Source organism: Faecalibacterium sp. Marseille-Q4137 (genome assembly GCF_017377535.1).
Classification (GTDB): Bacteria; Bacillota; Clostridia; order Oscillospirales; family Ruminococcaceae; genus Faecalibacterium; species Faecalibacterium duncaniae.
Genome location: NZ_JAFREK010000002.1, coordinates 94,220 through 114,700, shown reverse-complemented (window position 1 = coordinate 114,700; position 20,481 = coordinate 94,220). Strand labels below are relative to the sequence as shown.

Below are 20,481 nucleotides of genomic sequence, written 5' to 3'. Positions count from 1 at the left end.
TTTCAATCCTTTCCGTTTTCCGTATCGTTGTTCCGGGCAGCGGCCTCGGCAGCAAGGCGTTCGGCGCGTTCCCGCTCGGCCTGGCTCAGACGGTGATAGTCCGGCAGCAGGGCCTCGGGCAGAACGGCTTCGCCCCGCTGGGCCATCTGCTTGGCCACCAGGGCCACGGCAGCGGCCCTGCCGCCCCGCAGCTCCGGCGGAACAGTGAGCACGCCCGGAACATTGCTGTATTTATTATAGCACAGAGATGCGCCATCACCAACAAAAAACAGGGGCTTTTTGCAATTTTCTACAAATTGGGCAAGATCGGCCACAGCCCGGGCATCATCATCCAGCAGGCGGGTGTGGGTGGCCAGGTCAAACGCAGCGCTGTACACCTGGGCACGGCGGGCATCCAGTGCGCAGAGCACGGTGCCCTCGCCGGTGTGGGCAGCGGCCAGCGCTTCCAGTGTGGAGACCGGAGCGCAGAGGGTCTCGCGGGGGAAGGCCAGCCCCTTGACGGCGGCCAGCCCGATGCGCAGGCCGGTAAAGCTGCCGGGGCCTGCGTTCACACCGAACAGGTCGATGTCTGCACAGGTCAGGCCGCACAGCTTCAGGCAGTGATCCACCAGCGGCATCAGGGTCTCGCTGTGGGTCATGCCGCCGTCCAGATAGCACTCGTACTTCAGGCGGTCGTCCTGCAGCAGGGCCACGCCCAGTGTTTTACCGGCGGTGTCTACGGCTAAGATATTCATACGCTGACCCCCTCGATGGTGATGCGGCGGGTGGTGTCATCCACCCGGTCGATGTTGATGTAGATCGGGTCTTCCGGGGCCAGCAGGTCGGCGAAGTTTTCGCTCCACTCAGCGGCCACAATGGCACCCTGATCCAGATAATCGTAGAAACCGGCGGCGCACAGGTCGTTCTCGGTAGAAATGCGGTAGAGGTCGAAGTGGGCCAGCGGACGGGGGCCGCGGTAATAGTTGACGATGGCAAAGGTGGGGCTGCTGACCGGGTCGGTGCAGCCCAGCCCCTCGGCCAGGCCCTCACAAAAGGCGGTCTTGCCCGCGCCCAGACCGCCGGTGAAGGCGATCAAGGCCCCGTCCGGCAGCACTGCCGCCAGCTTCCGGCCCAGCGCAACGGTCTCTTCTCTGGAATGTGTAATATATTCAGACATACAATGCTCCTTTATCTTGAAGCTTGAACTTTCCCGTTTTGCCAGCTGTCTGCGAAGCAGACTGAGAGGTAAATCAAAAGGGATGACAGAAGCTTCTGCCATCCCCCAGTATAATATAAATCGAGCAAAAGTGCAACGCTCAAGCGGCCTGCTGTACTTCCTGCGGGGCAGATGCCGCGTTCGGTTCGATCAGCCGGACCCCAACATCACCGAACAGCAGCGGGTAAGCTGCCGCCGCATGGGGGCGCTTGCCGCCCTGTGCATTGTACCAGACCAGATCATCCGCGCCATAGGTATCCATGGAATGCTGAACGGATTCCTGCAGGGTCTGGCCCAGGATCAGGTGGTTGACGGTATCCCACAGCATACTGCGGGAATACACGGTGTAGACGTTGTTCACATAGCCTGCCACTGCTTTGGCACCACCGGCCAGCAGGGCATCGGCCATGGAGGTATCCAGACTGCCGCTCACGCCAAGGAACTCACAGGTCTCGGAGAGCACTACGGTATCCTTGAGCTGGCCGCCCCGGTATGCCGCCCGGAAAAAGCTGGGCGTGATGCAGTACAGGCCGTTGATCTTGATGACCCGGTGGGTCAGCAGATCGATGCCGTAGTAGAGGTCCTTATAGAAATCCGATTCCTCCGTCAGCAGGATGACCGGCTCGGTACGGGTCTGCTTGAACAGAAAACCGGAGGTGTAGGTGTAGTAGGAGCCGTGGGCGCTGAGGATGCACAGCCCGTAATCGTTCATCCGTTTCAGGTCAGAGACGGTGACTGTGCTATCGATTCGGGTGTGCAGGCCCATCGCGGTCCAGAAGCCCTTCATATAGGAGTAGTACGGGTAGCGGGAGCTGTTCACGGTGTTGTCAAAGGCGTAGTAGATCATGGCGCTGCCCAGATCACCCTGCGGGGCGTTGGACATTTCGTGCAGGTCCACAGCGGGCAGTTCGGAGAGGGCGAAGGGAGTATTTTCCTCGTCCGGGTCCTCCACCAGAACGCCGCCCAGCGCGCCGCAGCTGTAGGCAAAGCTGACCATGCCGTTTTCTTCGTCCACATGGAGAGAGCGCGCCAAAACAAGCCCTTCCTCGGCCAGCTGCTGCAGCTGTGCCACGGCGGCATCCAGCCGCTGGGCACGGGTCATCTCAGCGTAAGCGTCGCTGCCGGTCAGGGCGGTCACGGCGCTGTCGGCCTGCTGCATCTCCTGAGCATCGGCAGTGGTCAGCGTGGTCTGGGCCACGCTGTCGGCTGCCTGTGCGGCAAAGGCAGAAGCAGGGAAGAGTGCGGAAATAAAAACAGCCAGTGCGCAGAGCGCGCACAGAAAGCGATGAGAGTTTGTTTTCATCTTGGAAGTTCCTCCGGAAAAATCCTGCCGAAAAGCAGGTCTCCAGCTTCCATTTTAGAAGGTGGAGGGGGCTTTGTCAAGGCTGCGGCCAATATTTTGCAGAGTTGTCACAGGATGAAAAGATCTGTGGAAAAAACTCCCGCAATCTTGCGCAAAAAAGGGCGGTGCGGTATACTGATATTACATAATGGAGCAGTTTACGCCCTCTCCGGCATTGCGGACGAGCGAAGCAGACCTGAGCGGGCGATCCAATGAAAGAAAGAGGTGTTTTCGGTTGGAAAACATTCGGCGTTACTTCAGGCGCACTGATAAAACTTACCTGCTGCTGTGCATCTTCAGCAGCGTGATGGCAGTGACAGCGCTTTCGAGCTGGGCAGCCAAGCAGGGCAATGGCTTTGCCGTGGATGAGATCACAGGCCAGATCACCGGGCTGGGCGATTACCGCCGGGCGGCGGTGCAGGCGGGTGCAGCCCTCATCGGGCTGGTCATTGCGGTGCTGCTGTCCAATATCGATTACCGCAGCCTGGTGAAGGTGTGGCCGGTGCACGTGGCCCTGACCTGGGGCATGGTGCTGCCCACGCTGGTGCTGCGCAATGTGAGCATCGGCCCGCTGACCATCGGCTATAACGCGGGTGATACCGACAACTATTCCTGGTACAAGCTGGGGGGCTTTACCCTGCAGCCCACAGAGCTGGCCAAGATCAGCTTTATCCTGACCTTTGCCATGCACCTGAACAATGTGCGGACCCGGCTCAACGAGCCGAAGGAGTTGGGCAAGCTGCTGCTGCATCTGGCAGTGCCCATCCTCATCATCCATGTTCAGGGCGATGACGGCACCGCCATCATCTATGCCATCATCGGCTGCTGCATGATGTTTGCGGCGGGCCTGAGCTGGAAGTATATCCTGGGGGCGGTCTCGGCGGCGGCAGTGGCTATGGCGACGGCGTTCGCCTTTTTCAGCGATAAGATCGGCAAGGGATACCAGTGGTACCGTATCCTTGCTGTCATCGATCCTGATAACAAGACCGGCTGGGCCCCCAGCGAGACCATCTGGAAGAACATCATCTACCAGCAGCAGCGCGGCGAGATCGCGCTGGGCTCGGGCGGCATCTTTGGCAATGGGCTGTTTGGCGGCAGTTATTACAGCGTGCCCAACGCCCACAACGATTTCATCCTGAGCTGGATCGGCAACGCGGCGGGCTTTGTGGGCTGCTGTGTGGTGCTGGGCGTGCTCTTCGCACTGGTCATCAAGACTTTCCTCACCGGTGCCCGCAGCGAGGATCTGCTGGGCACCTTCATCTGCGCCGGCATCGGCGGCGCTCTGATGGCCCAGATCGCCGTGAACGTGGGCATGAACCTGCGCGTCCTGCCCGTGATCGGTGTCACCCTGCCGTTCTATTCGGCGGGCGGCAGCTCGGTGCTGATGCTGTACATCTGTGTGGGCCTGGTGCTCTCGGTCTACACCCACAACACAAAAAAGCTGTTCGGCTGAGCCGGAACAGAACGCGGCCCCGGAGAGAAGGAAAACTCTCCGGGGCCGCTTTTGCGTGTCAGCCAAGGGTGTTGCGCAGCTTGTTGGCAAGCCGTTTCAGCAGATCTGCTTCCGTGTAAGCCCGCAGGTATTCCACATCCAGCGCACTGCCCTCCGAAGCAGGGGTGTTCTGAATGTTCAGAAAACGCAGGTCAGGAGAATGGGCAAGGATCTGTTTGCAGAACTTTGTGGTGACCCTGGTGTGATTTGTCAGGTTCAGACAGACCAGATCGGGCAGCTGGGACAGGGGCGAATAATCAATTTCTTTGTAAAGCCCGCTTTGCCCGACCCCGAGGCCGAGATCAAGAACGGCAAGATTGGTCTGAGCCAGCGGCTCCAGACTGGGAACTGCTGTGCCGGAGCTGAGGGAAAGCGACCGCAGTGCAGGGAGTTTGGTGACCGGTTCCAGCGAAACGATCCTGTCGTTTGAAGAGAGGATCAGCGATTCCAACTGGTCCAGACCTTCCAGAGGTGTCAGGTCGAGGGTGCCGCATTCGGTCAGGGAGAGTTGTTTCAGCTGGGACAGGTGAGAAAGCGGTTCCAACGTTTCGGGCCGTGCCCCGTTCACGCTGAAGCGTTCGAGATGGGACATGGTTTCAATCCCAGAAAAATCAGTGAATGCCTGATTGGCCGTCGGCGAGGTAGAATAGGAAAAGGCTTGCAGGCCGTCGAAATACTGCAGATCGTGCAGAGAGGCCAGCGCAGGAAGCGGACTTTCTTTTCCGACTGCCGATATCTCCTGTTCCAGCGTGGCATCTCCCTGCTGGGCGGTCACGGTCACGATGGTGATCGTGACCGAATCGCCCTCAAACATGGTTCGTTCGGTAATAGTCAGCGTGTTGAGATTCCAGACATCGCTGCGGCTGATGGTGCCCTCCGGGCAGTTCAACAGGAGCCGGACAGCGGCTTCCATTCCGGTATCTTCCCAGACAATAGGGGTGTCCTCGCCGTGTTTGATTTCTATGGTGGAAAGCGGTGTTTCCAGCGAAGCAAGATATTCTTTCAGAGCGGTATCATATTCCGTTTGAGGGTTGGAAATGGTGGATGCTTTGGAAAGCGAAAGGTAGTCAGAACAGCCGCAAAACAGGAACACACAGGCAGTGATGAGAGCAAAGATGTGAGAGCGGCTTTTCATACCGTTCCCTCCTTTCATGGAAACGAACAATGCGGAATGAGAGCCATTGCACTCTCTTTCGGTTTTGGAGAAAAATACCATACCATTCTGATTTTATTGTAATGGACGATGGGAGGTGCGTCAAGAAAAGAAGGAACAGTTTCCGATGGGAGAACCGCTGAAATTTGAGGGAGAATTTTGGTGGAGTTGACAGTTTTCACCCGCAAAGGACGGCGTGTGTGGAATTTGCCCTTGACCCCGGGGCGTTCCGTGTTACAATATTTCCGGTACAGCCTGTCTGTTTGGGCTGCGGAACACAAAAAAGGAGTATTGAACGGTAAATTTTATGGATACGAACGCGGAATCTTCCATGCAGAACAAGGTCATTGAATATGTCAAGCAGTATGCAATGATCACGCTGAGCATTTCCATCATGTCGGTGGGTGTGTACTTTTTCAAATTTCCCAACAACTTCGTCTTTGGCGGCGTGACCGGTATGGCGGCGCTGGCGGCCAAGCTCACCCCGCTGTCGGCTTCGGCCTTTTCCTCGGCGGCCAACATGATCCTGCTGGGGGTGGGCCTGATCTTTCTGGGCAAAAAGTTTGCCATGACCACCGGCTATGCCACTGTGGTCATGTCGCTGGAGCTGATGGTGCTGGAAAAGATCTGCCCCTTGCGCGGCCCCTTGAGCGACCAGCCCATGCTCGACCTGCTGTTTGCCATTGCCCTGCCGGCCATTGCGTCGGCTCTGCTGTTCAATGTGGGCGCTTCCTCCGGCGGCACGGATGTCATTGCCCTCATTGTGGAAAAGTATACCCACATCCACAACGTGGCAGTGGCGCTGTTCCTGACTGACCTGTTCATGGTCATTGCGGCCTGCTTTGTGTTCGACCTGTACACCGCCCTCTATTCCTTCGTGGGTCTGACCGTGAAATCGCTGGTCATTGATGCCGTGCTGGAAAAGATCAAGATGTGCAAGGCCATCCTCATCGTCTGCGACGACAGGAAGCCGATCTGTGATTTTGTCATGCGCAAGCTGGTGCGCGGCGCAACCTATACGCCCTGCTTCGGCGCATATACCGACAAGCCTCACTACATCATCTACACCACCCTGACCCGCCGCGAGGCCGACCAGCTGCAGGATTTTATCCACAAACAGCACTTGAACGCCTTCATGTCCATGCTGAGCACCACTGAGGTGTTCGGCAAGGGCTTCAACCACGCATAAGGAGGAACGTATGGTACAGGTTGATCTCATCACCGGTTTTCTGGGTGCGGGCAAGACAACGTTCCTGCGCAGATATGTTGCGTATCTGACCGCACAGGGGCATCGTGTCTGCATTCTGGAAAATGACTTTGGCGCTGTGAATGTGGATGCCATGCTGGTGCAGGATCTGCTGGGGGAACGCTGCGAGATCGAGACCATCAGCGGCGGGTGTGATTGTGATACCCACCAGCGCCGGATGCGCACCAAGCTCATCTCAATGGCTATGCGCGGGTTCGACCGGGTGGTGGTGGAGCCCAGCGGCATTTTTGATGTGGACGAGTTTTTTGATGTTCTGCGGGATGAGCCGCTGGATCGGTGGTATACACTGGGCAATGTGTTTGCCGTTGTGGATGCCCTGCTGCCCGAGAAGCTTTCCCCGCAGGCAGAGTACATTCTGGCATCGGAAGCCGCCAGCGCCGGACGCATCCTGCTCTCCCGCAGTCAGCTGGCCACCCAGGCCCAGCGGGAAAGCGCCATCGACCACCTGAAGCGTGCCCTTGCGGCCTGCAAGTGCAGCCGCACCCTGACGGAAGAAGATTTTCTGATCAAGGACTGGGCCGACCTGGAGGATGCGGATCTTGCGGCGCTGGATGCCTGTGGCTATCAGCATGCCGACTGCGAAAAGCTCTGCTTTGATGCGCACGATGCATTCGGTTCGGCGTATTTCCTCGAGCTGGGCCTGCCCTGGCAGCAGCTGGAAGCACGCATTCCCAGCCTGTTCACGGATGCCGCCTGCGGCCGGGTGCTGCGGGTCAAGGGCTTTGTGCAGGATGCCGCCGGCTGGGTGGAGCTGAATGCCACCGCCGACGGCCTGACCGCGGCCCCCATTCCGGCAGGGCAGGAGGTGCTCATCGTCATCGGCGAAGGGCTGGACAAGGAACGGATCGAAGCTGTTTTGCGGAACTGAGGGAGTGTGCGGGAAACACAGAAAAACACCGCTTTGCGGTGCATCGGCCCGGCAGATCGCGGCACGTGGGTGTGCGCTTTCTGCCGGGCCCTTTTCTTTTCCACAGTTTTTCCGGCAAAATATAACAATCCTTGTCAGATATTGCTGTTGCGCCCCCGGAGGTTTTGGACTATAATTTTGACTTAGCTGTTAGACAAGGGGGATTTTTTACGAATTATCTGTTTCAATTTGCGCGTATCCTCGCGTTTTGCTTTCTGGGGGAAGTATGTCATGCCGTACTGCCGCTGCCGGTTCCGGCCAGTGTGTACGGGCTTGTGCTGCTGCTGCTGGCCCTGAACTTCCGGCTGATCCAGCTGGAGGATGTAAAAGAGGTGGGCGTGTTCCTCACTGGTATCTTCCCGCTGCTCTTTGTGCCCGCCGCCGCAGGCGTGATGGAGCTGTGGGCGGAGATGGGGGAGATGCTGCTGCCCATCATCATCGCCATCATCCCGGTCACGGTTCTGGTCATGGTGACCGCCGGAAAGACCACCCAGGCTCTGACCAGCCGCAAAAAGAACAAGGAGACTGCTGCCAATGATGGAATTGCTGAATGAGTTCCTTTCGGGCTCTGTTGCCTGGGGTGTGCTGCTGACACTGGCCGCCTTTGCACTGGGAGCCCTCGTGAACAGAGTGACCGGAAAGGCGTTTTTTAACCCGTTGCTGCTGGGTGCGATCTTTGTGATCGTTTTCCTGTCGGTATGCGGTATCCCCTATGCCGACTACAAGGTCAGCGCCGCCCCGGTGAACTACCTGCTGCTGCCCGCCACCGTGGCGCTGGCCATTCCGCTGTATGAAAAGCTCGACCTGCTCAAGGCAAACGCCGCCGCCATCATTGCGGGCATCTCGGTGGGCACGCTGGTCAGCCTGGGCAGCGCGCTGGCACTGGCGCTGGCGCTGCACCTGACCCAGGAGCAGTACGCCACCCTGCTGCCCAAATCCGTGACCACTGCCATCAGCATGGATGTAGCTGCAGAGCTGGGCGGCATTGCGGCCCTGACCGGTGCCATCGTCATCCTGACGGGCATCGTGGGCAACCTGCTGGCCGAGACGGTCTGCAAGGCGTTTCACATCACAGACCCCATTGCCAAGGGTGTGGGCATTGGCACCTCGGCCCATGCCGTGGGCACCAGCAAGGCCCTGCAGATGGGTGAGGTGGAAGGTGCCATGAGCGGCCTGTCCATCGCCGTGGCCGGTGTGCTGACCGCAGTGCTCTGCCCGGTGTTCGTGAACCTTATTGATTGATTGCATAAAAACACCCCTCTCCATCCGTGCATCAGCACAGCGGAGAGGGGTATTTTTATGCGTTCTCTTTTTTCAGAACTCTGGTCACCATGAACACACAGTAGAGCAGTGCCAGACCCCAGGCAATGGGGTTGGCAATGCAGATGCCGAAGTAGCCCAGACTATGAACGGCCAGCCAGCCGCAGAGCGCGCGGCCGATGAGCTCGCCCACACCGGAGATAACGGCCTGCACACTGTATCCCAGACCCTGCAGGGTGTTGCGGAAGACCATCAGCAGGCCGTTGATGCAGAACAGCACGCTGATCACGGTCAGGTATTCCACAGCACCGGAAGTCACGGCAGGGTCGGCATCGCCCAGAACAAGGCCCACGGCCCAGCCCTTGACGAAGAAGAGCACCACCCAGGCAGCCGCGCAGTAGCACAGCTGGAGGATGCAGCCATCCCGGATGCCCTGCCTGACGCGGTCAGTGCGGTGGGCACCGTGGTTCTGGCCGACATAAGTTGCCATAGCCGTGCCCACGCTTGCCATGGGCACGGTGAACATCTGGCGAATCTTCTCACCGGCGGTCTGGGCGGCCACGGCGGTGCTGCCCAGCAGGTTGATGGCATCCTGCATGATGAAGGCACCGATGGCAGAAACGGAATACTCAAAGCCCATCGGAAGGCCGATATAGGCCAGCCGCCCGCAGTGCCCCGCCGAGAGGACACAGTTTTCCCGGGTGAAATGGATGCCCTCCACCCGGGTGAAGAACCACCAGGTGCAAAGCAGGCCGCTGAACAGCTGGCTGACAACGGTGGCGATGGCTGCGCCCTCCACGCCCATACCCAGCGGTACGATGAACAGCCAGTCCAGCCCGATGTTCAGGAAACTGGAGATTAGCAGGAAATAGAATGGGTGCTGGGAATCGCCCAGACTGTTCAGGACGGTGGAGGTGTAGTTGAACAGCACCGTGGCCGGAATGCCGAGGAAGATGATGCGGATGTAGGCCACCGCGTCCGGGAACAGCTCGGCCGGGGTGTGGATGAGCTGCAGCAGCGGGGCAGCAGTGAGGGTGGTGACGATGGTGAACACCACGCTCAGGACCACGCAGAGGACCGCGCCGTTGAACAGATACTTGTGCATATCCTCGCTGTCCCTTGCACCAAAGCTCTGGGCCACCGGGATGCCAAAGCCCGTGCAGGAACCCAGCACAAAGCCTAAAATGAGAAAATTCAGAGAGTAGGTGGTGCCCACCGCGCCCAGTGCATCGGTGCCCAGACAGCGCCCCACAATGACGGTGTCCACAAAGCTGTACAACTGCTGGAACAGGGTGCCCAGCACCAGTGGCAGGGCGAATTTCAAAATCTGGGTCAGCGGCCTGCCCACCGTGAGGTCGGTGGTGCCGGAACCCTTTTTGGTTTTTTCCATAAGTTTTACATGCTCCCTCCGGGTTTGATCTGCTATTAAGATACCACGGCAGCCGCCTCCGGTGTTAGCATTATTTTATGGAAAACCCGGATAAATTCTGTTTTTTCTCACCAAAGGGGCAGGGCACTGACTTCATCCCGGAGCTCCAGTGCCTGGGTGTGGGTCAGCTTTTTGGCGCGCTCCATCCGCTCCACCACCACAAGGGCGCGCCTGCGGGCCAGCTCCCCGTTGGCGGCGTAGACCGAGGGCGCGTTGGGCAGGCCGGCCAGTACCACACACTCGGCGCGGGTCAGCTCCCGGGTAGGTTTGCCAAAGTAGCCCTGCGCAGCCTGTGCCACGCCGGACCACTGGTTGCCGAAGTAGCAGCTGCCTGCGTACATCTCAAAGATCTGCTGTTTGGAGTAGTAATCCTCGATGTCCCTGGCGGCAAACATCTCCGCTGCCTTGCGGGCCATCTGCTTTTCCTGGGTGAACAGCTCGTTCTTGGCCAGCTGCTGGGTCAGGGTGCTGCCGCCCTCGGCCAGAGAGCGGGTGCGCAGGTCGGCCCAGAGCGCCCGGACAATGGCCGCCGGGTCGATGCCGTGGTGCCTTTCAAACCGGCTGTCCTCCACGGAAATGACCGCATCGATATAGGTCTGGGGCAGCTGGTCACAGCTGGCAAAGCCGGGCCGGGAGCTGATCTCATCATAGAGGCTGGCAATGGGCTTTTGCGCCGCTGTGGCGCGGTAGAGCCGCCAGCCCTGCACGCCCAGTGTTCCACCAATGACCACCAATACAAACAGCGCCGCCAGCAGCAGGCAGCTGAGCAGCCGCTTTACAAAACGTTTCAGCATCTTCACGTTCCCCTTCGGTTTTGATTCAACGTTATCCTACCCGATTTGACGACAGAATGCAAGTTACATTTTTGTGAATACGGCCGCACAAGAAAAAAGCGCCCTGCCGGGGCAAACCGGCAGAGCGCTTTTACAAGTTATGGAAAGGGGATGCAGAGGCGCTGCTTACAGAGCGAAGTAACGCTTTGCATTGTCGAAGCAGATGCCCTTGACGATCTTCTCCAGAGCCTTCTCATCGTTGGGATACTCGCCATCCTCGACCCACTGGCCGATCAGGTTGCACAGGATGCGGCGGAAGTAGTCGTGGCGGGTGTAGCTCAGGAAGCTGCGGCTGTCGGTCAGCATACCAACAAAGTTGCCCAGCAGGCCCAGGTTTGCCAGGCTCTTCATCTGGTTCTCCATGCCGATCTTCTGGTCGTTGAACCACCAGCCGGAGCCGTGCTGGATCTTGCCGGGGATCTCATCATTCTGGAAGCAGCCCAGAATGGTGCCGATCTGCTCGTTGTCAGCGGGATTCAGGCTGTAGATGATGACCTTGGGGCACTCATCGGTGTCGTTCAGGGCGCTCAGCAGAGCAGCGATCTCGCCGCCGCACTTGGCAGTGTTGATCATGTCGAAACCGGTATCGGGTCCCAGCAGGGCGTTCATCTTACGGTTGACACCGCGCAGGCAGTTGTAGTGCAGCTGCATGGCGATGTTCAGGCGGTGATACTGCTTGCCCAGGTGGATCAGGATGTAGGTCTGGTACTTCTCAGCCTCTTCAGCGGTCACAGCCTCACCGGCCATAGCCTTCTGGTAGATGGCGTTGACCTCTTCCTTGGTGGCCTCACGGTAGGGCACATAGTCCAGGCCGTGGTCAGATGCGCGGCAGCCCATCTCGGCAAAGAACTCGATGCGCTGGGTCAGAGCGTCGGTGACGCAGTTGATGCACTCCAGCTTTTCCTTGCCAACGGCCTGAGCCAGCTTGCCCATGTACTCCACGAAGCCGGGCTTCTGGATGTTGATGGCCTTGTCGGGGCGGAAGGAGGGAGCAACGGTGAACTTGATGGACGGATCTTCCTTGATCTTCTTGTGCCATGCCAGATCATCGATGGGGTCGTCGGTGGTGCCGATGAAAGCAACATTGGACTGCTCGATCAGGCCGCGGACAGTCATGCTGTCGTCGTGCTGCAGCTTGTCGTTGCACAGGTTCCAGACTTCCTCAGCGGTGTCGCCGTTCAGCACACCCTGATAGCCGAAGAACTTGCGCAGCTCCAGGTGGCACCAGTGGTACATGGGGTTGCCAACGCACATGGGCAGAGCCTCGGCAAACTTCTGGAAACGCTCGCGGTCGGGCTTGGTGCCGGTGATGTACTCCTCGGGCACGCCGTTGGAACGCATCACGCGCCACTTGTAGTGGTCGCCTGCCAGAGAGCCGTCGGGCTGGCGGCCGCCCAGCCACACCTGAGCGATGTTCTCAAAGCGGCGGTTCTCGTAGATCTCCTTCGGGGAGATATGGCAGTGATAGTCGCAGATGGGCATATCAGCAGCGTAGGTGTGATACAGATGCTGAGCCACAGGAGACTGGAGCATGAATTCCTTGTCCATAAATGCTTTCATGGGTCGAAAACTCCTTTTCATTCTAATGTACTAATATATCACTATGGGGTGCCTTTAACAGCGCCCACGCAGGGCGCGTTAAGTCTATCTTTAGTATAGCGGAAAACGATAATGTATACAACTGAAAAACTGACAAATTTTCAGACTTTTCCTTGTAAAAAACGCTGGAATTTATAAAAATGGCCTGTTTTGGGCCAAAAATCTGGCAAAAAACACTTGACTTCTTTGTATACAACAGCATACAATAGAGACAGAGTGCGGGGCACAAAAGGGTGCCCCGGAGAGAAGCAAAGCAAGCTAAAAGGAGAACACGTGATATGGAAACTCTGAATTACAAGGTTCTGTCTGAGACCGGCTACAACGGCTACATCCTCAAGGATGCCCCTGTCAAGGTCATGCAGTTTGGCGAGGGGAACTTCCTGCGCGCATTCGTGGACTATTTCTATGATATCGCCAACGAGAAGGCTGGCTACAACGGCAAGGTCAAGCTGGTGCAGCCCATCGGCAACTTCCCCCAGATGGCTGACTGGATCAACGAGCAGGAGGGCCTGTACACCCTGTATCTGCGCGGCAGCGAGAAGGGCCAGAAGGTGGATGCAAAGCGCGTGATCTCCTGCGTGTCTGACTGTGTCTGCCCCTACATCGATGGCAAGTGGGATGAAGTGCTGGCTCTGGCCCGCTCTGAGGATCTGGAAACGGTTGTATCCAACACCACCGAGGCCGGCATCGCTTACACCCAGGGCGACAGCGCGTTCGATCAGGTTCCTCCCAACAGCTTCCCTGCAAAGCTGACCCGCGTGCTGTACGAGCGCTACAAGGCATTCAACGGCGCTGCGGATAAGGGTCTGGTCATCCTGAGCTGCGAGCTGATCGACAACAACGGCAAAGAGCTGAAGAAGTGCTGCAACAACTACGCCAAGGACTGGAATCTGGAAGCTGAGTTCATCGACTGGATGAACAACGCCAACACCTTCTGCTCCACTCTGGTGGACCGCATCGTTCCGGGCCGCATCCGCGACCCCAAGGAGCTGGCTGCTATGGAAGAGGCCAACGGCTACCACGATCAGGTGCTGGATGTCGGCGAAGTCTTCGGCGTGTGGGTCATCGAGGGCCCTGCAGGTCTGGAGGACAAGCTGCCGTTCAAGAAGGCCGGTGTCAATGTCATGGTCGTGCCTGATGTTACCCCCTACAAGAAGCGCAAGGTCCGCATCCTGAATGGTGCACACACCGGCTTTGTTCTGGGCGCATATCTGGCTGGCTTCGACATCGTGCGTGACTGCATGCACAACGATACCGTCCGCGGCTTTATGAACAAGATGTTGCATGAGGAGATCATCCCCACCCTGCCTCTGGACAAGAAGGATCTGGAAGAGTTTGCTTCCGCCGTTGAGGATCGCTTCAACAACCCCTTCGTCAACCACGAGCTGATGAGCATCTCCCTGAACTCCACCTCCAAGTGGAAGGCCCGCAACATGCCTTCCTTCCTGGCTTACATCGAGGAGCAGAAGCAGCTGCCCAAGTGCCTGACCATGTCTCTGGCCGCTTACATTGCCTTCTATTCCAGTGATATCCAGGAGCGCACTGCCGACGGCCTGATCTGCAAGCGCCCCGCAGGCAACACCTACAAGATCCAGGATGACGCATGGGCGCTGGACTTCTACTATGCACACAAGGACGACACCGACGCTCAGCTGGTGCACGCCGTTCTGACCAACACCCAGATGTGGGATCAGGATCTGACCAAGATCGAGGGCCTGGAGGCAGCTGTTCTGGCTGATCTGGAGCTGATCCGCACCCAGGGTGCCGAAGCTGCCTACAAGAGCTGCCTGTAAGCTGGAATATTACCTGCACAACAAGGGGCTGCTGCTTTGGGCAGCGGCCTCCTTGTGCTTTGTAAATGTCATTAAGGAGAATAACTATGCCGCAGGCGATTCATATCAGCCCCATTGACAACGTGGTGGTTGCACTGCACCCCATTGCCAAGGGTACTCTGGTGGAGGTGGACGGCCTTGCCGTGACCGCGCTGGAGGATATCCCTCAGGGCCATAAGATGGCAGTAAAGCCCATCAAGAACGGTGAAAATGTCATCAAGTACGGTTTTCCAATCGGCCACGCGACCGCCGATGCCGAGCCGGGCACCTGGATGCACACCCACAATGTCCACACCAACCTGTCCGGTGAGGTGGAGTACAGCTATAACCCCGCCCCCGACCTGGCCCCCCTGCCCAAGGTGGAGCCTGAGACCTTTATGGGCTTCCGCCGCAAGGATGGCCGTGCCGCCATCCGCAACGAGATCTGGATCATTCCCACGGTCGGCTGTGTCAACGATATCGCCAAGAAGATGGTGAACGACAACCAGGATCTGGTCACCGGCTCCATTGAGGGCCTGTACACCTTTACCCATCCGTTTGGCTGCAGCCAGACCGGCCACGACCATGCCCAGACCCGCAAGCTGCTGGCTGCGCTGGTCCGCCACCCCAATGCCGCCGCTGTTCTGGTGCTGCATCTGGGCTGCGAAAACCTGCAGCACGACCAGTTCGTGGAAGAGCTGGGCGAGTATGACCACGACCGGGTCAAGTTCCTGACCTGCCAGGATGTGGACGATGAGTTCACCGCCGCCCGTGAGATCCTGAAGGAGCTGGCTGCTTACGCCGGTCAGTTCAAGCGTGAGCCTATCCCTGTGAGCGAGCTGGTGGTCGGCATGAAGTGCGGCGGTTCGGACGGCCTGTCCGGCATCACCGCTAACCCCACCATCGGCCGCTTCTCCGACATGATGGGTCAGCGCGGCGGCTCCACTGTCCTGACCGAGGTGCCCGAGATGTTCGGTGCCGAGGGCTTCCTGATGGATCGTTGCATCAACAAGGAGGTATTCGTCAAGGCCGAGCACATGATCAACGGCTTCAAGGAATACTTCATCAGCCACAACGAGGTGGTTTACGACAACCCCTCTCCGGGCAACAAGCAGGGCGGCATCACCACCCTGGAGGACAAGAGCTGCGGCTGTGTCCAGAAGGGCGGCACCGCTCCTATCATGGATGTCATCGGCTACGGTGACCCCGTGGTGACCAAGGGCCTGAACATGCTCTACGGCCCCGGCAACGATCTGGTGTCCGCAACGGCCATGACCGCCGCAGGCGCGCACCTGATCCTCTTCTCCACCGGCCGCGGCACCCCGTTCTCTGCCCCGGCTCCCACCCTGAAGATCTCCACCAACACCCCGCTGGCCGAGAAGAAGTCCGGCTGGATCGACTTCAACACCGGTGTCATCGCGGACGGTGAAAAGACCATCGACGAGGCCGCCCGCGACCTGCTGGATCTGGTCATCCGCGTTGCAGGCGGTGAGCAGACCAAGGCCGAGAAGCACGGCTTCCGCGAGATCTCCATCTTCAAGGATGGCGTTGTTCTTTAATTGAAAAATGGCTGCTGTGCGTGCTTTTTGCGCGTACGGCGGCCTTTTTGTATCAAATGATATGGAGGTACAACTTATGAACCAGATCACTACCCAGTACGTCACCGAGGGCGGCGCATGCTTTGAGCAGTATGTCATCACCGACCCCGTGGCAAAAACTGCCCTGACCATCACCCCCGAGCGCGGCGGCATGGTCACCGGCTTTACCCTGGACGGCGACGAGTACATCTGGACCCGCCGCCCCAATTTCAGTGAGTGCAACCGCCCCCGCTTCGGCATCCCTGTGCTGTTCCCCAACTGCGGCAAGCCCGACAACGGCGTGCACATCTTCAACGGCCAGGCCTATCCCATGGAGATCCACGGCATGGCTGACCTGTGCCCCTGGGAAGTGGAGAGCGTCGGCCCCGACGGCGTGACCCTGATCCTGGAGTCCAGCCCCCTGACCAAGTTCCTCTACCCCTTTGATTTCACTGTCCTGATGAACTACAACCTGCAGGGCAACACCGCTTCCCTGAGCATGACCGTGATCAATGAGGGCGATGTTCCGATGCCCTTCAGCTTTGGCTATCATCCCTATTTTGTGGCCTCTGCTCTGGAGAATGTGGACTTTGACATCAAGTGCGCCACCTGCTCTGAGGATGCCAAGGGCGAGCAGCCTGCCGCACCCGAGAAGATCACCCTGACCCGCAAGGAAGGTTCTGACAACTCCATCCGCCTGATGACTGGCGTGGAGTTCCCCATGACCTTTACGGATAAGGGCAACGGCCACAAGGTCACCGTGGATGCTGACGAGAGCTTTACCAACGGTGTGCTGTGGCAGCAGGATGCCGAAAACTTCGTCTGCATGGAGCCCTGGAACGGCTGGGCCAACAGCGTGAACGAAGAGGGCAAGCACGAGGTGCTGGAGCCCGATGAGGCTATGACCAGCGAGTGGACCATCACCATTGAGAAGGTCTAAGACCCCGCTGCGAAACCTTTGATACGCAAAAAACTCCCCTGCATTCCGGTAAAATGGAGTGCAGGGGAGTTTTTATGTTACAGGCTCAGGCCTGCGTTTTTTTACTGCTCCGGAGCGGTGAAGCTGATGGGGGTAGCACCTGCAGCAGCATCAACGCTCAGCAGGGAGATGGGAGCAACCTCGTAGCTCAGGGTGTCGAAGCTCTGGGTGTCGCCGCCCTCGGTGGTGAACTCCAGGACATACTCAGCGCTCTTGTCAGCGTCCTCGGGCAGAGTCAGCACAACGCTGTCGCCGTCAGCCAGGCCGTCAGCAGCCAGGTTCTCGCCCTTGTCCTCAGAGCCGGCAACGTACAGGTACAGCTCGGTGACGTTCTCGCCGGTGGTGTTGTAGACAGTGTACTCGGCGGGCTCGACCTCGGCCTCGCTGGAAGCTGCCTCAGAGCTTGCTGCCTCAGAGCTTGCAGCCTCAGAGGAAGCGGCAGCGGAAGAAGCAACGGAAGAAGCGGTGGTGGAAGAAGCAGAACCGCCGCAAGCGGTCATACCAACAGCCAGTGCCAGAGCAGCGGCAACAACAGCAACATTCTTGAGTTTCATTGTGTAATCTCTCCTTGTTCGTGACGAAAATCTTTTCTCGTGGGCAGCTCTCGTGAAAGGCTACCCACAAGCAACTATTATACAAGGATGTGTCGAAGAATACAATAACAAATCCTTTACAAAAGTGTGAAAAGTATGACAAAGACCCTCTCCGTCCTGCTGATGCCCGCCAGCACCTCCAAAAGGGAGGGGCGGCATTGCGCAGCAATGACGAAGAGGGTCTTTTCTATTTCGAGGTGCTTTACTTACTTGGGCTGCTTGCCGATGTAAGCCAGGATGCCGCCATCAGCGTACAGGATCTGGCCATTGACAAAGTCGGAAGCATGGGAGGCCAGGAACACGCAGGGGCCGACCATGTCCTCGGGGGTGCCCCAGCGGCCTGCGGGGGTCTTGGCGCAGATGAAGGTATCGAAGGGATGGCGGCTGCCATCGGGCTGGATCTCGCGCAGGGGAGCGGTCTGAGCGGTGGCAATGTAGCCGGGGCCCATGCCGTTGCACTGGATGTTGTACTCGCCGTACTCGGAGGCAATGTTGCGGGTCAGCATCTTCAGTGCGCCCTTGGCGGCAGCGTAGGCGGAGACAGTCTCGCGGCCCAGCTCACTCATCATGGAGCAGATATTGATGATCTTGCCCTCGCGCTTGGCGATCATATCAGGCAGAACCGCCTTGGAGCAGTTGAAAGCACCGCCAACGTGCACGTCGATGACGCGCAGGAAATCGGTGTGGCTCATCTCGATCATGGGCACACGCTTCATCAGACCGGCGTTGTTCACCAGAATGTCCACGGGGCCCACCTCAGCCTTGATCTGGGCGATCATGGCGTTCACGGCAGCCTCATCGGTAACATCGGCCACATAGCCGTGTGCGTCGATGCCGACAGCCTTGTAGGCGGCCAGGCCCTTTTCCAGGCTACCCTCGTTGGAGCAGTTGAAGCAGACGGTAGCGCCGCACTTTGCCATGCCCTCGGCAATGGAGAAGCCGATGCCGTGTGCGCCGCCGGTGACCAGGGCAACCTTGCCCTTCAGGTCAAATGCAGTAAGATCCATAAGTAGAACTCCTTTACTGAAAAACCCCGCGCCGGATCGCCGGTGCGGGGTCTTATTTGTGTTTAGCGCAGGTCGGTGGTAGCGATGTTATCCATGTCGTCAAACTCCATGTTTTCGCCGCCCATAGCCCAGATGAACGTATAGTTCGAGGTGCCGACACCGCTGTGGATGCTCCAGGAAGGGCTGATGACAGCATCCTCGTTGTGCATCACGATATGGCGGGTCTGGGTAGGCTCACCGCACATGTGGAACACCACCTGCCCCTCGGGCAATTCAAAGTAGGTGTAGATCTCCATCCGCCGCTCATGGGTGTGGCTGGGCATCGTGTTCCAGTTGGAACCGGGGTCCAGCTCGGTCATGCCCATGCTCAGCTGGCAGGTCTTCAGCACGTCCGGGTGGATGAACTGATTGATGGTGCGTTTGTTGCAGGTTTCCACGCTGCCCAGAGGACGATGGTTTGCATCGGCCATCTTGATCAGGCGGGTCTCGTAAGCGCAGTGTGCCGGAGCAGACACCATATAGAACTTGGCAGGATGCTCGGGATCAGCGGAAGCAAAGGTCACTTCCTTGGTGCCCTGGGTGATGTACAGGCAGTCCTTGTAGCCCAGCTCATACTTCACGCCGTCAGCCACCACGATACCGGTGGAATCCTTGCCGATGTTGAACATACCAATCTCGCGGCGCTCCAGGAAATAGTGGGTGCCGAAGTTTGCCCAGATATCGATGCCCTTGTCGATGGACACGGTCTCGTGCACCGGCATACAGCCCAGCGTGACCATGCGGTCCACATGGCTGTAAACGGCAACAACTTCATCCGCCTTGTACAGGCCGGTGATGAGCATCTCGTCCCGCATTTCCTCGGTGGTGTAGCGCTTGAAATCTTTCTGGTTGCAGGAATAACGGATATCCATTGCGGACGACCTCCTGTAACGCTTGTTTAGCGCTGGATGCGGCCGGAACCGTCGCCGCCAGCCAGCTTCTCGACCTCGGACACGGTCATCATGTTGTAGTCGCCCTCGATGGAGTGCTTCAGAGCAGAAGCAGCAACAGCGAACTCAACAGCTTCCTGAGTGCTCTTGCCGGTCAGCAGGCTGTAGATCAGGCCGCCGCCGAAGGAGTCACCGCCGCCAACGCGGTCGATGATGTGCAGGTCGTACTTCTTGGAGAAGCAGTACTCGTTGGAAGCAACGTCGTACAGCATAGCGCTCCAGCCGTTGTCGAATGCGCTGTGGCTCTCACGCAGGGTGATAGCGACCTTCTCAAAGTGGAACTTGTCAGCCAGCTGCTTGGCAACGCTCTTGTAGCCCTCAGCATTCAGCTTGCCGCCGTAGATATCGGTAGCCTCGGCCTCGATGCCGAACACGTCCTTTGCGTCCTCCTCGTTGGAGATGCAGACATCAACGTACTGGCACAGATCGGTCATGGCAGCACGAGCCTGCTCACGGGTCCACAGCTTGCCGCGGTAGTTCAGGTCGCAGCTGATCTTCACGCCGTGAGCCTTAGCAGCCTTGCAGGCCTCGCGGCAGATCTCGACAACATTCTCGCCCAGAGCCGGGGTGATGCCGGTGAAGTGGAACCAATCCACGCCCTCGAAGATCTTCTCCCAATCGAAATCGGAAGGCTGTGCCAGCTGGATGGCGCTGTTGGCACGGTCGTAGATGCAGACAGAACCACGCTGAGAAGCGCCCTTCTCGTTGTAGTAGATACCAACGCGGTCACCGCCACGGGTGATCATGCTGGTGTCAACGCCGTAGCGGCGCAGGCTGTTGACAGCGGCCTGACCGATGGCGTGTGCGGGCAGCTTAGTGACGAAAGCTGCGTCCAGGCCGTAGTTGGCCAGAGAAACAGCAACGTTGGCCTCACCGCCGCCGAAGCTGAACTCCAGGCTGTTAGCCTGGACAAAACGCTCATAGTTGAACGGCTGCAGACGGACCATCAGTTCGCCAAAAGTAACGACTTTCATTGTGGTGTACTCCTTTATAATCAGATGTGTTTTATATCACCCGCCGCAGGGTGGACCGGTGCAGCGGGAAACGC

At 58.4% G+C, this 20,481-nt stretch carries 19 protein-coding genes; 8 read left to right on the top strand and 11 right to left on the bottom strand.

The window, feature by feature from the left end:
* Positions 1–2: 2 nt before the first annotated feature.
* The 3 genes from tsaB to J3353_RS01575 all read right to left on the bottom strand — a co-directional run bounded on the left by tsaB (position 3) and on the right by J3353_RS01575 (position 2,498).
* Entirely contained in the window at positions 3–734 is a 732-nt protein-coding gene (gene tsaB, locus J3353_RS01585; protein ID WP_005931509.1) for a tRNA (adenosine(37)-N6)-threonylcarbamoyltransferase complex dimerization subunit type 1 TsaB, read from the bottom strand.
* On the bottom strand, positions 731–1,156 hold the full coding sequence (gene tsaE / locus J3353_RS01580) for a tRNA (adenosine(37)-N6)-threonylcarbamoyltransferase complex ATPase subunit type 1 TsaE (RefSeq protein ID WP_156075920.1): 426 nt from the start codon (positions 1,154–1,156) through the stop codon (positions 731–733). Before tsaE ends, tsaB begins: the two co-directional genes overlap by 4 nt.
* A 139-nt stretch (positions 1,157–1,295) precedes the next feature.
* Positions 1,296–2,498 (bottom strand): hypothetical protein, encoded by a 1,203-nt coding sequence (locus J3353_RS01575; RefSeq protein WP_207683952.1) that lies wholly within the window; start codon positions 2,496–2,498, stop codon positions 1,296–1,298.
* A 274-nt stretch (positions 2,499–2,772) separates the two neighbouring features.
* Between J3353_RS01575 and J3353_RS01570 the strand changes: the two genes are divergently transcribed.
* Positions 2,773–3,990, top strand: coding sequence for an FtsW/RodA/SpoVE family cell cycle protein (locus tag J3353_RS01570; protein ID WP_242700807.1), 1,218 nt, complete (start codon positions 2,773–2,775; stop codon positions 3,988–3,990).
* 58 nt (positions 3,991–4,048) lie between these two features.
* Here the strand turns inward: J3353_RS01570 and J3353_RS01565 are convergent, their stop codons facing one another.
* Positions 4,049–5,164 carry a hypothetical protein gene (locus J3353_RS01565; RefSeq protein WP_207683951.1) on the bottom strand — a complete coding sequence of 372 codons (1,116 nt, stop codon included), beginning with the start codon at positions 5,162–5,164 and terminating at the stop codon, positions 4,049–4,051.
* 325 nt (positions 5,165–5,489) lie between these two features.
* Between J3353_RS01565 and J3353_RS01560 the strand changes: the two genes are divergently transcribed.
* From J3353_RS01560 to J3353_RS01545, 4 genes are all read left to right on the top strand, one after another.
* The gene (locus J3353_RS01560; protein WP_156060574.1) at positions 5,490–6,371 is read left to right on the top strand and encodes a YitT family protein; all 882 of its coding nucleotides are present in this window, start codon (positions 5,490–5,492) and stop codon (positions 6,369–6,371) included.
* A 10-nt stretch (positions 6,372–6,381) separates the two neighbouring features.
* Positions 6,382–7,317, top strand: coding sequence for a GTP-binding protein (locus tag J3353_RS01555; protein ID WP_207683950.1), 936 nt, complete (start codon positions 6,382–6,384; stop codon positions 7,315–7,317).
* Positions 7,318–7,448: 131 nt separating this feature from the next.
* Complete coding sequence (locus tag J3353_RS01550; RefSeq protein WP_117504552.1) at positions 7,449–7,910, top strand: CidA/LrgA family protein; 462 nt, start codon at positions 7,449–7,451, stop codon at positions 7,908–7,910.
* Complete coding sequence (locus J3353_RS01545) at positions 7,891–8,598, top strand: LrgB family protein (protein WP_097773511.1); 708 nt, start codon at positions 7,891–7,893, stop codon at positions 8,596–8,598. The genes J3353_RS01550 and J3353_RS01545 overlap by 20 nt, the downstream gene beginning before the upstream one ends.
* Before the next feature lie 55 nt (positions 8,599–8,653).
* Here J3353_RS01545 and J3353_RS01540 read toward each other — a convergent pair whose 3' ends face one another.
* The 3 genes from J3353_RS01540 to uxaC form a co-directional block, all read right to left on the bottom strand.
* Positions 8,654–10,006, bottom strand: a complete 1,353-nt coding sequence (locus tag J3353_RS01540) for an MATE family efflux transporter (protein ID WP_207683949.1) — start codon at positions 10,004–10,006, stop codon at positions 8,654–8,656.
* Positions 10,007–10,113: 107 nt separating this feature from the next.
* The gene (locus tag J3353_RS01535) at positions 10,114–10,839 is read right to left on the bottom strand and encodes a biosynthetic peptidoglycan transglycosylase (RefSeq protein WP_207683948.1); all 726 of its coding nucleotides are present in this window, start codon (positions 10,837–10,839) and stop codon (positions 10,114–10,116) included.
* Positions 10,840–11,004: 165 nt separating this feature from the next.
* Positions 11,005–12,438: a glucuronate isomerase gene (uxaC, locus tag J3353_RS01530; protein WP_207683947.1), complete on the bottom strand. Its 1,434-nt coding sequence runs from the start codon at positions 12,436–12,438 to the stop codon at positions 11,005–11,007.
* A 317-nt stretch (positions 12,439–12,755) separates the two neighbouring features.
* Here uxaC and J3353_RS01525 point away from each other — a divergent pair, with 317 nt between their 5' ends.
* The 3 genes from J3353_RS01525 (at position 12,756) to J3353_RS01515 (ending at position 16,805) form a co-directional block, all read left to right on the top strand.
* Positions 12,756–14,270, top strand: coding sequence for a tagaturonate reductase (locus tag J3353_RS01525; protein ID WP_156064005.1), 1,515 nt, complete (start codon positions 12,756–12,758; stop codon positions 14,268–14,270).
* An 86-nt stretch (positions 14,271–14,356) separates the two neighbouring features.
* Positions 14,357–15,847 (top strand): UxaA family hydrolase, encoded by a 1,491-nt coding sequence (locus J3353_RS01520; protein WP_097773515.1) that lies wholly within the window; start codon positions 14,357–14,359, stop codon positions 15,845–15,847.
* 76 nt (positions 15,848–15,923) lie between these two features.
* A complete protein-coding gene (locus J3353_RS01515) occupies positions 15,924–16,805 on the top strand; it encodes an aldose epimerase (RefSeq protein WP_117475961.1) in 882 nt (293 codons plus the stop codon).
* A 101-nt stretch (positions 16,806–16,906) separates the two neighbouring features.
* Here the strand turns inward: J3353_RS01515 and J3353_RS01510 are convergent, their stop codons facing one another.
* The 4 genes from J3353_RS01510 to J3353_RS01495 form a co-directional block, all read right to left on the bottom strand.
* The gene (locus J3353_RS01510) at positions 16,907–17,398 is read right to left on the bottom strand and encodes a cytochrome C (RefSeq protein ID WP_207683946.1); all 492 of its coding nucleotides are present in this window, start codon (positions 17,396–17,398) and stop codon (positions 16,907–16,909) included.
* Between the two features lie 245 nt (positions 17,399–17,643).
* Complete coding sequence (locus J3353_RS01505) at positions 17,644–18,444, bottom strand: gluconate 5-dehydrogenase (RefSeq protein ID WP_156060602.1); 801 nt, start codon at positions 18,442–18,444, stop codon at positions 17,644–17,646.
* Between the two features lie 62 nt (positions 18,445–18,506).
* Positions 18,507–19,355, bottom strand: coding sequence for a 5-dehydro-4-deoxy-D-glucuronate isomerase (gene kduI, locus J3353_RS01500; protein WP_005931438.1), 849 nt, complete (start codon positions 19,353–19,355; stop codon positions 18,507–18,509).
* A 26-nt stretch (positions 19,356–19,381) separates the two neighbouring features.
* A complete protein-coding gene (locus tag J3353_RS01495) occupies positions 19,382–20,407 on the bottom strand; it encodes a sugar kinase (protein ID WP_098924630.1) in 1,026 nt (341 codons plus the stop codon).
* Between the last annotated feature and the right edge of the window lie 74 nt (positions 20,408–20,481).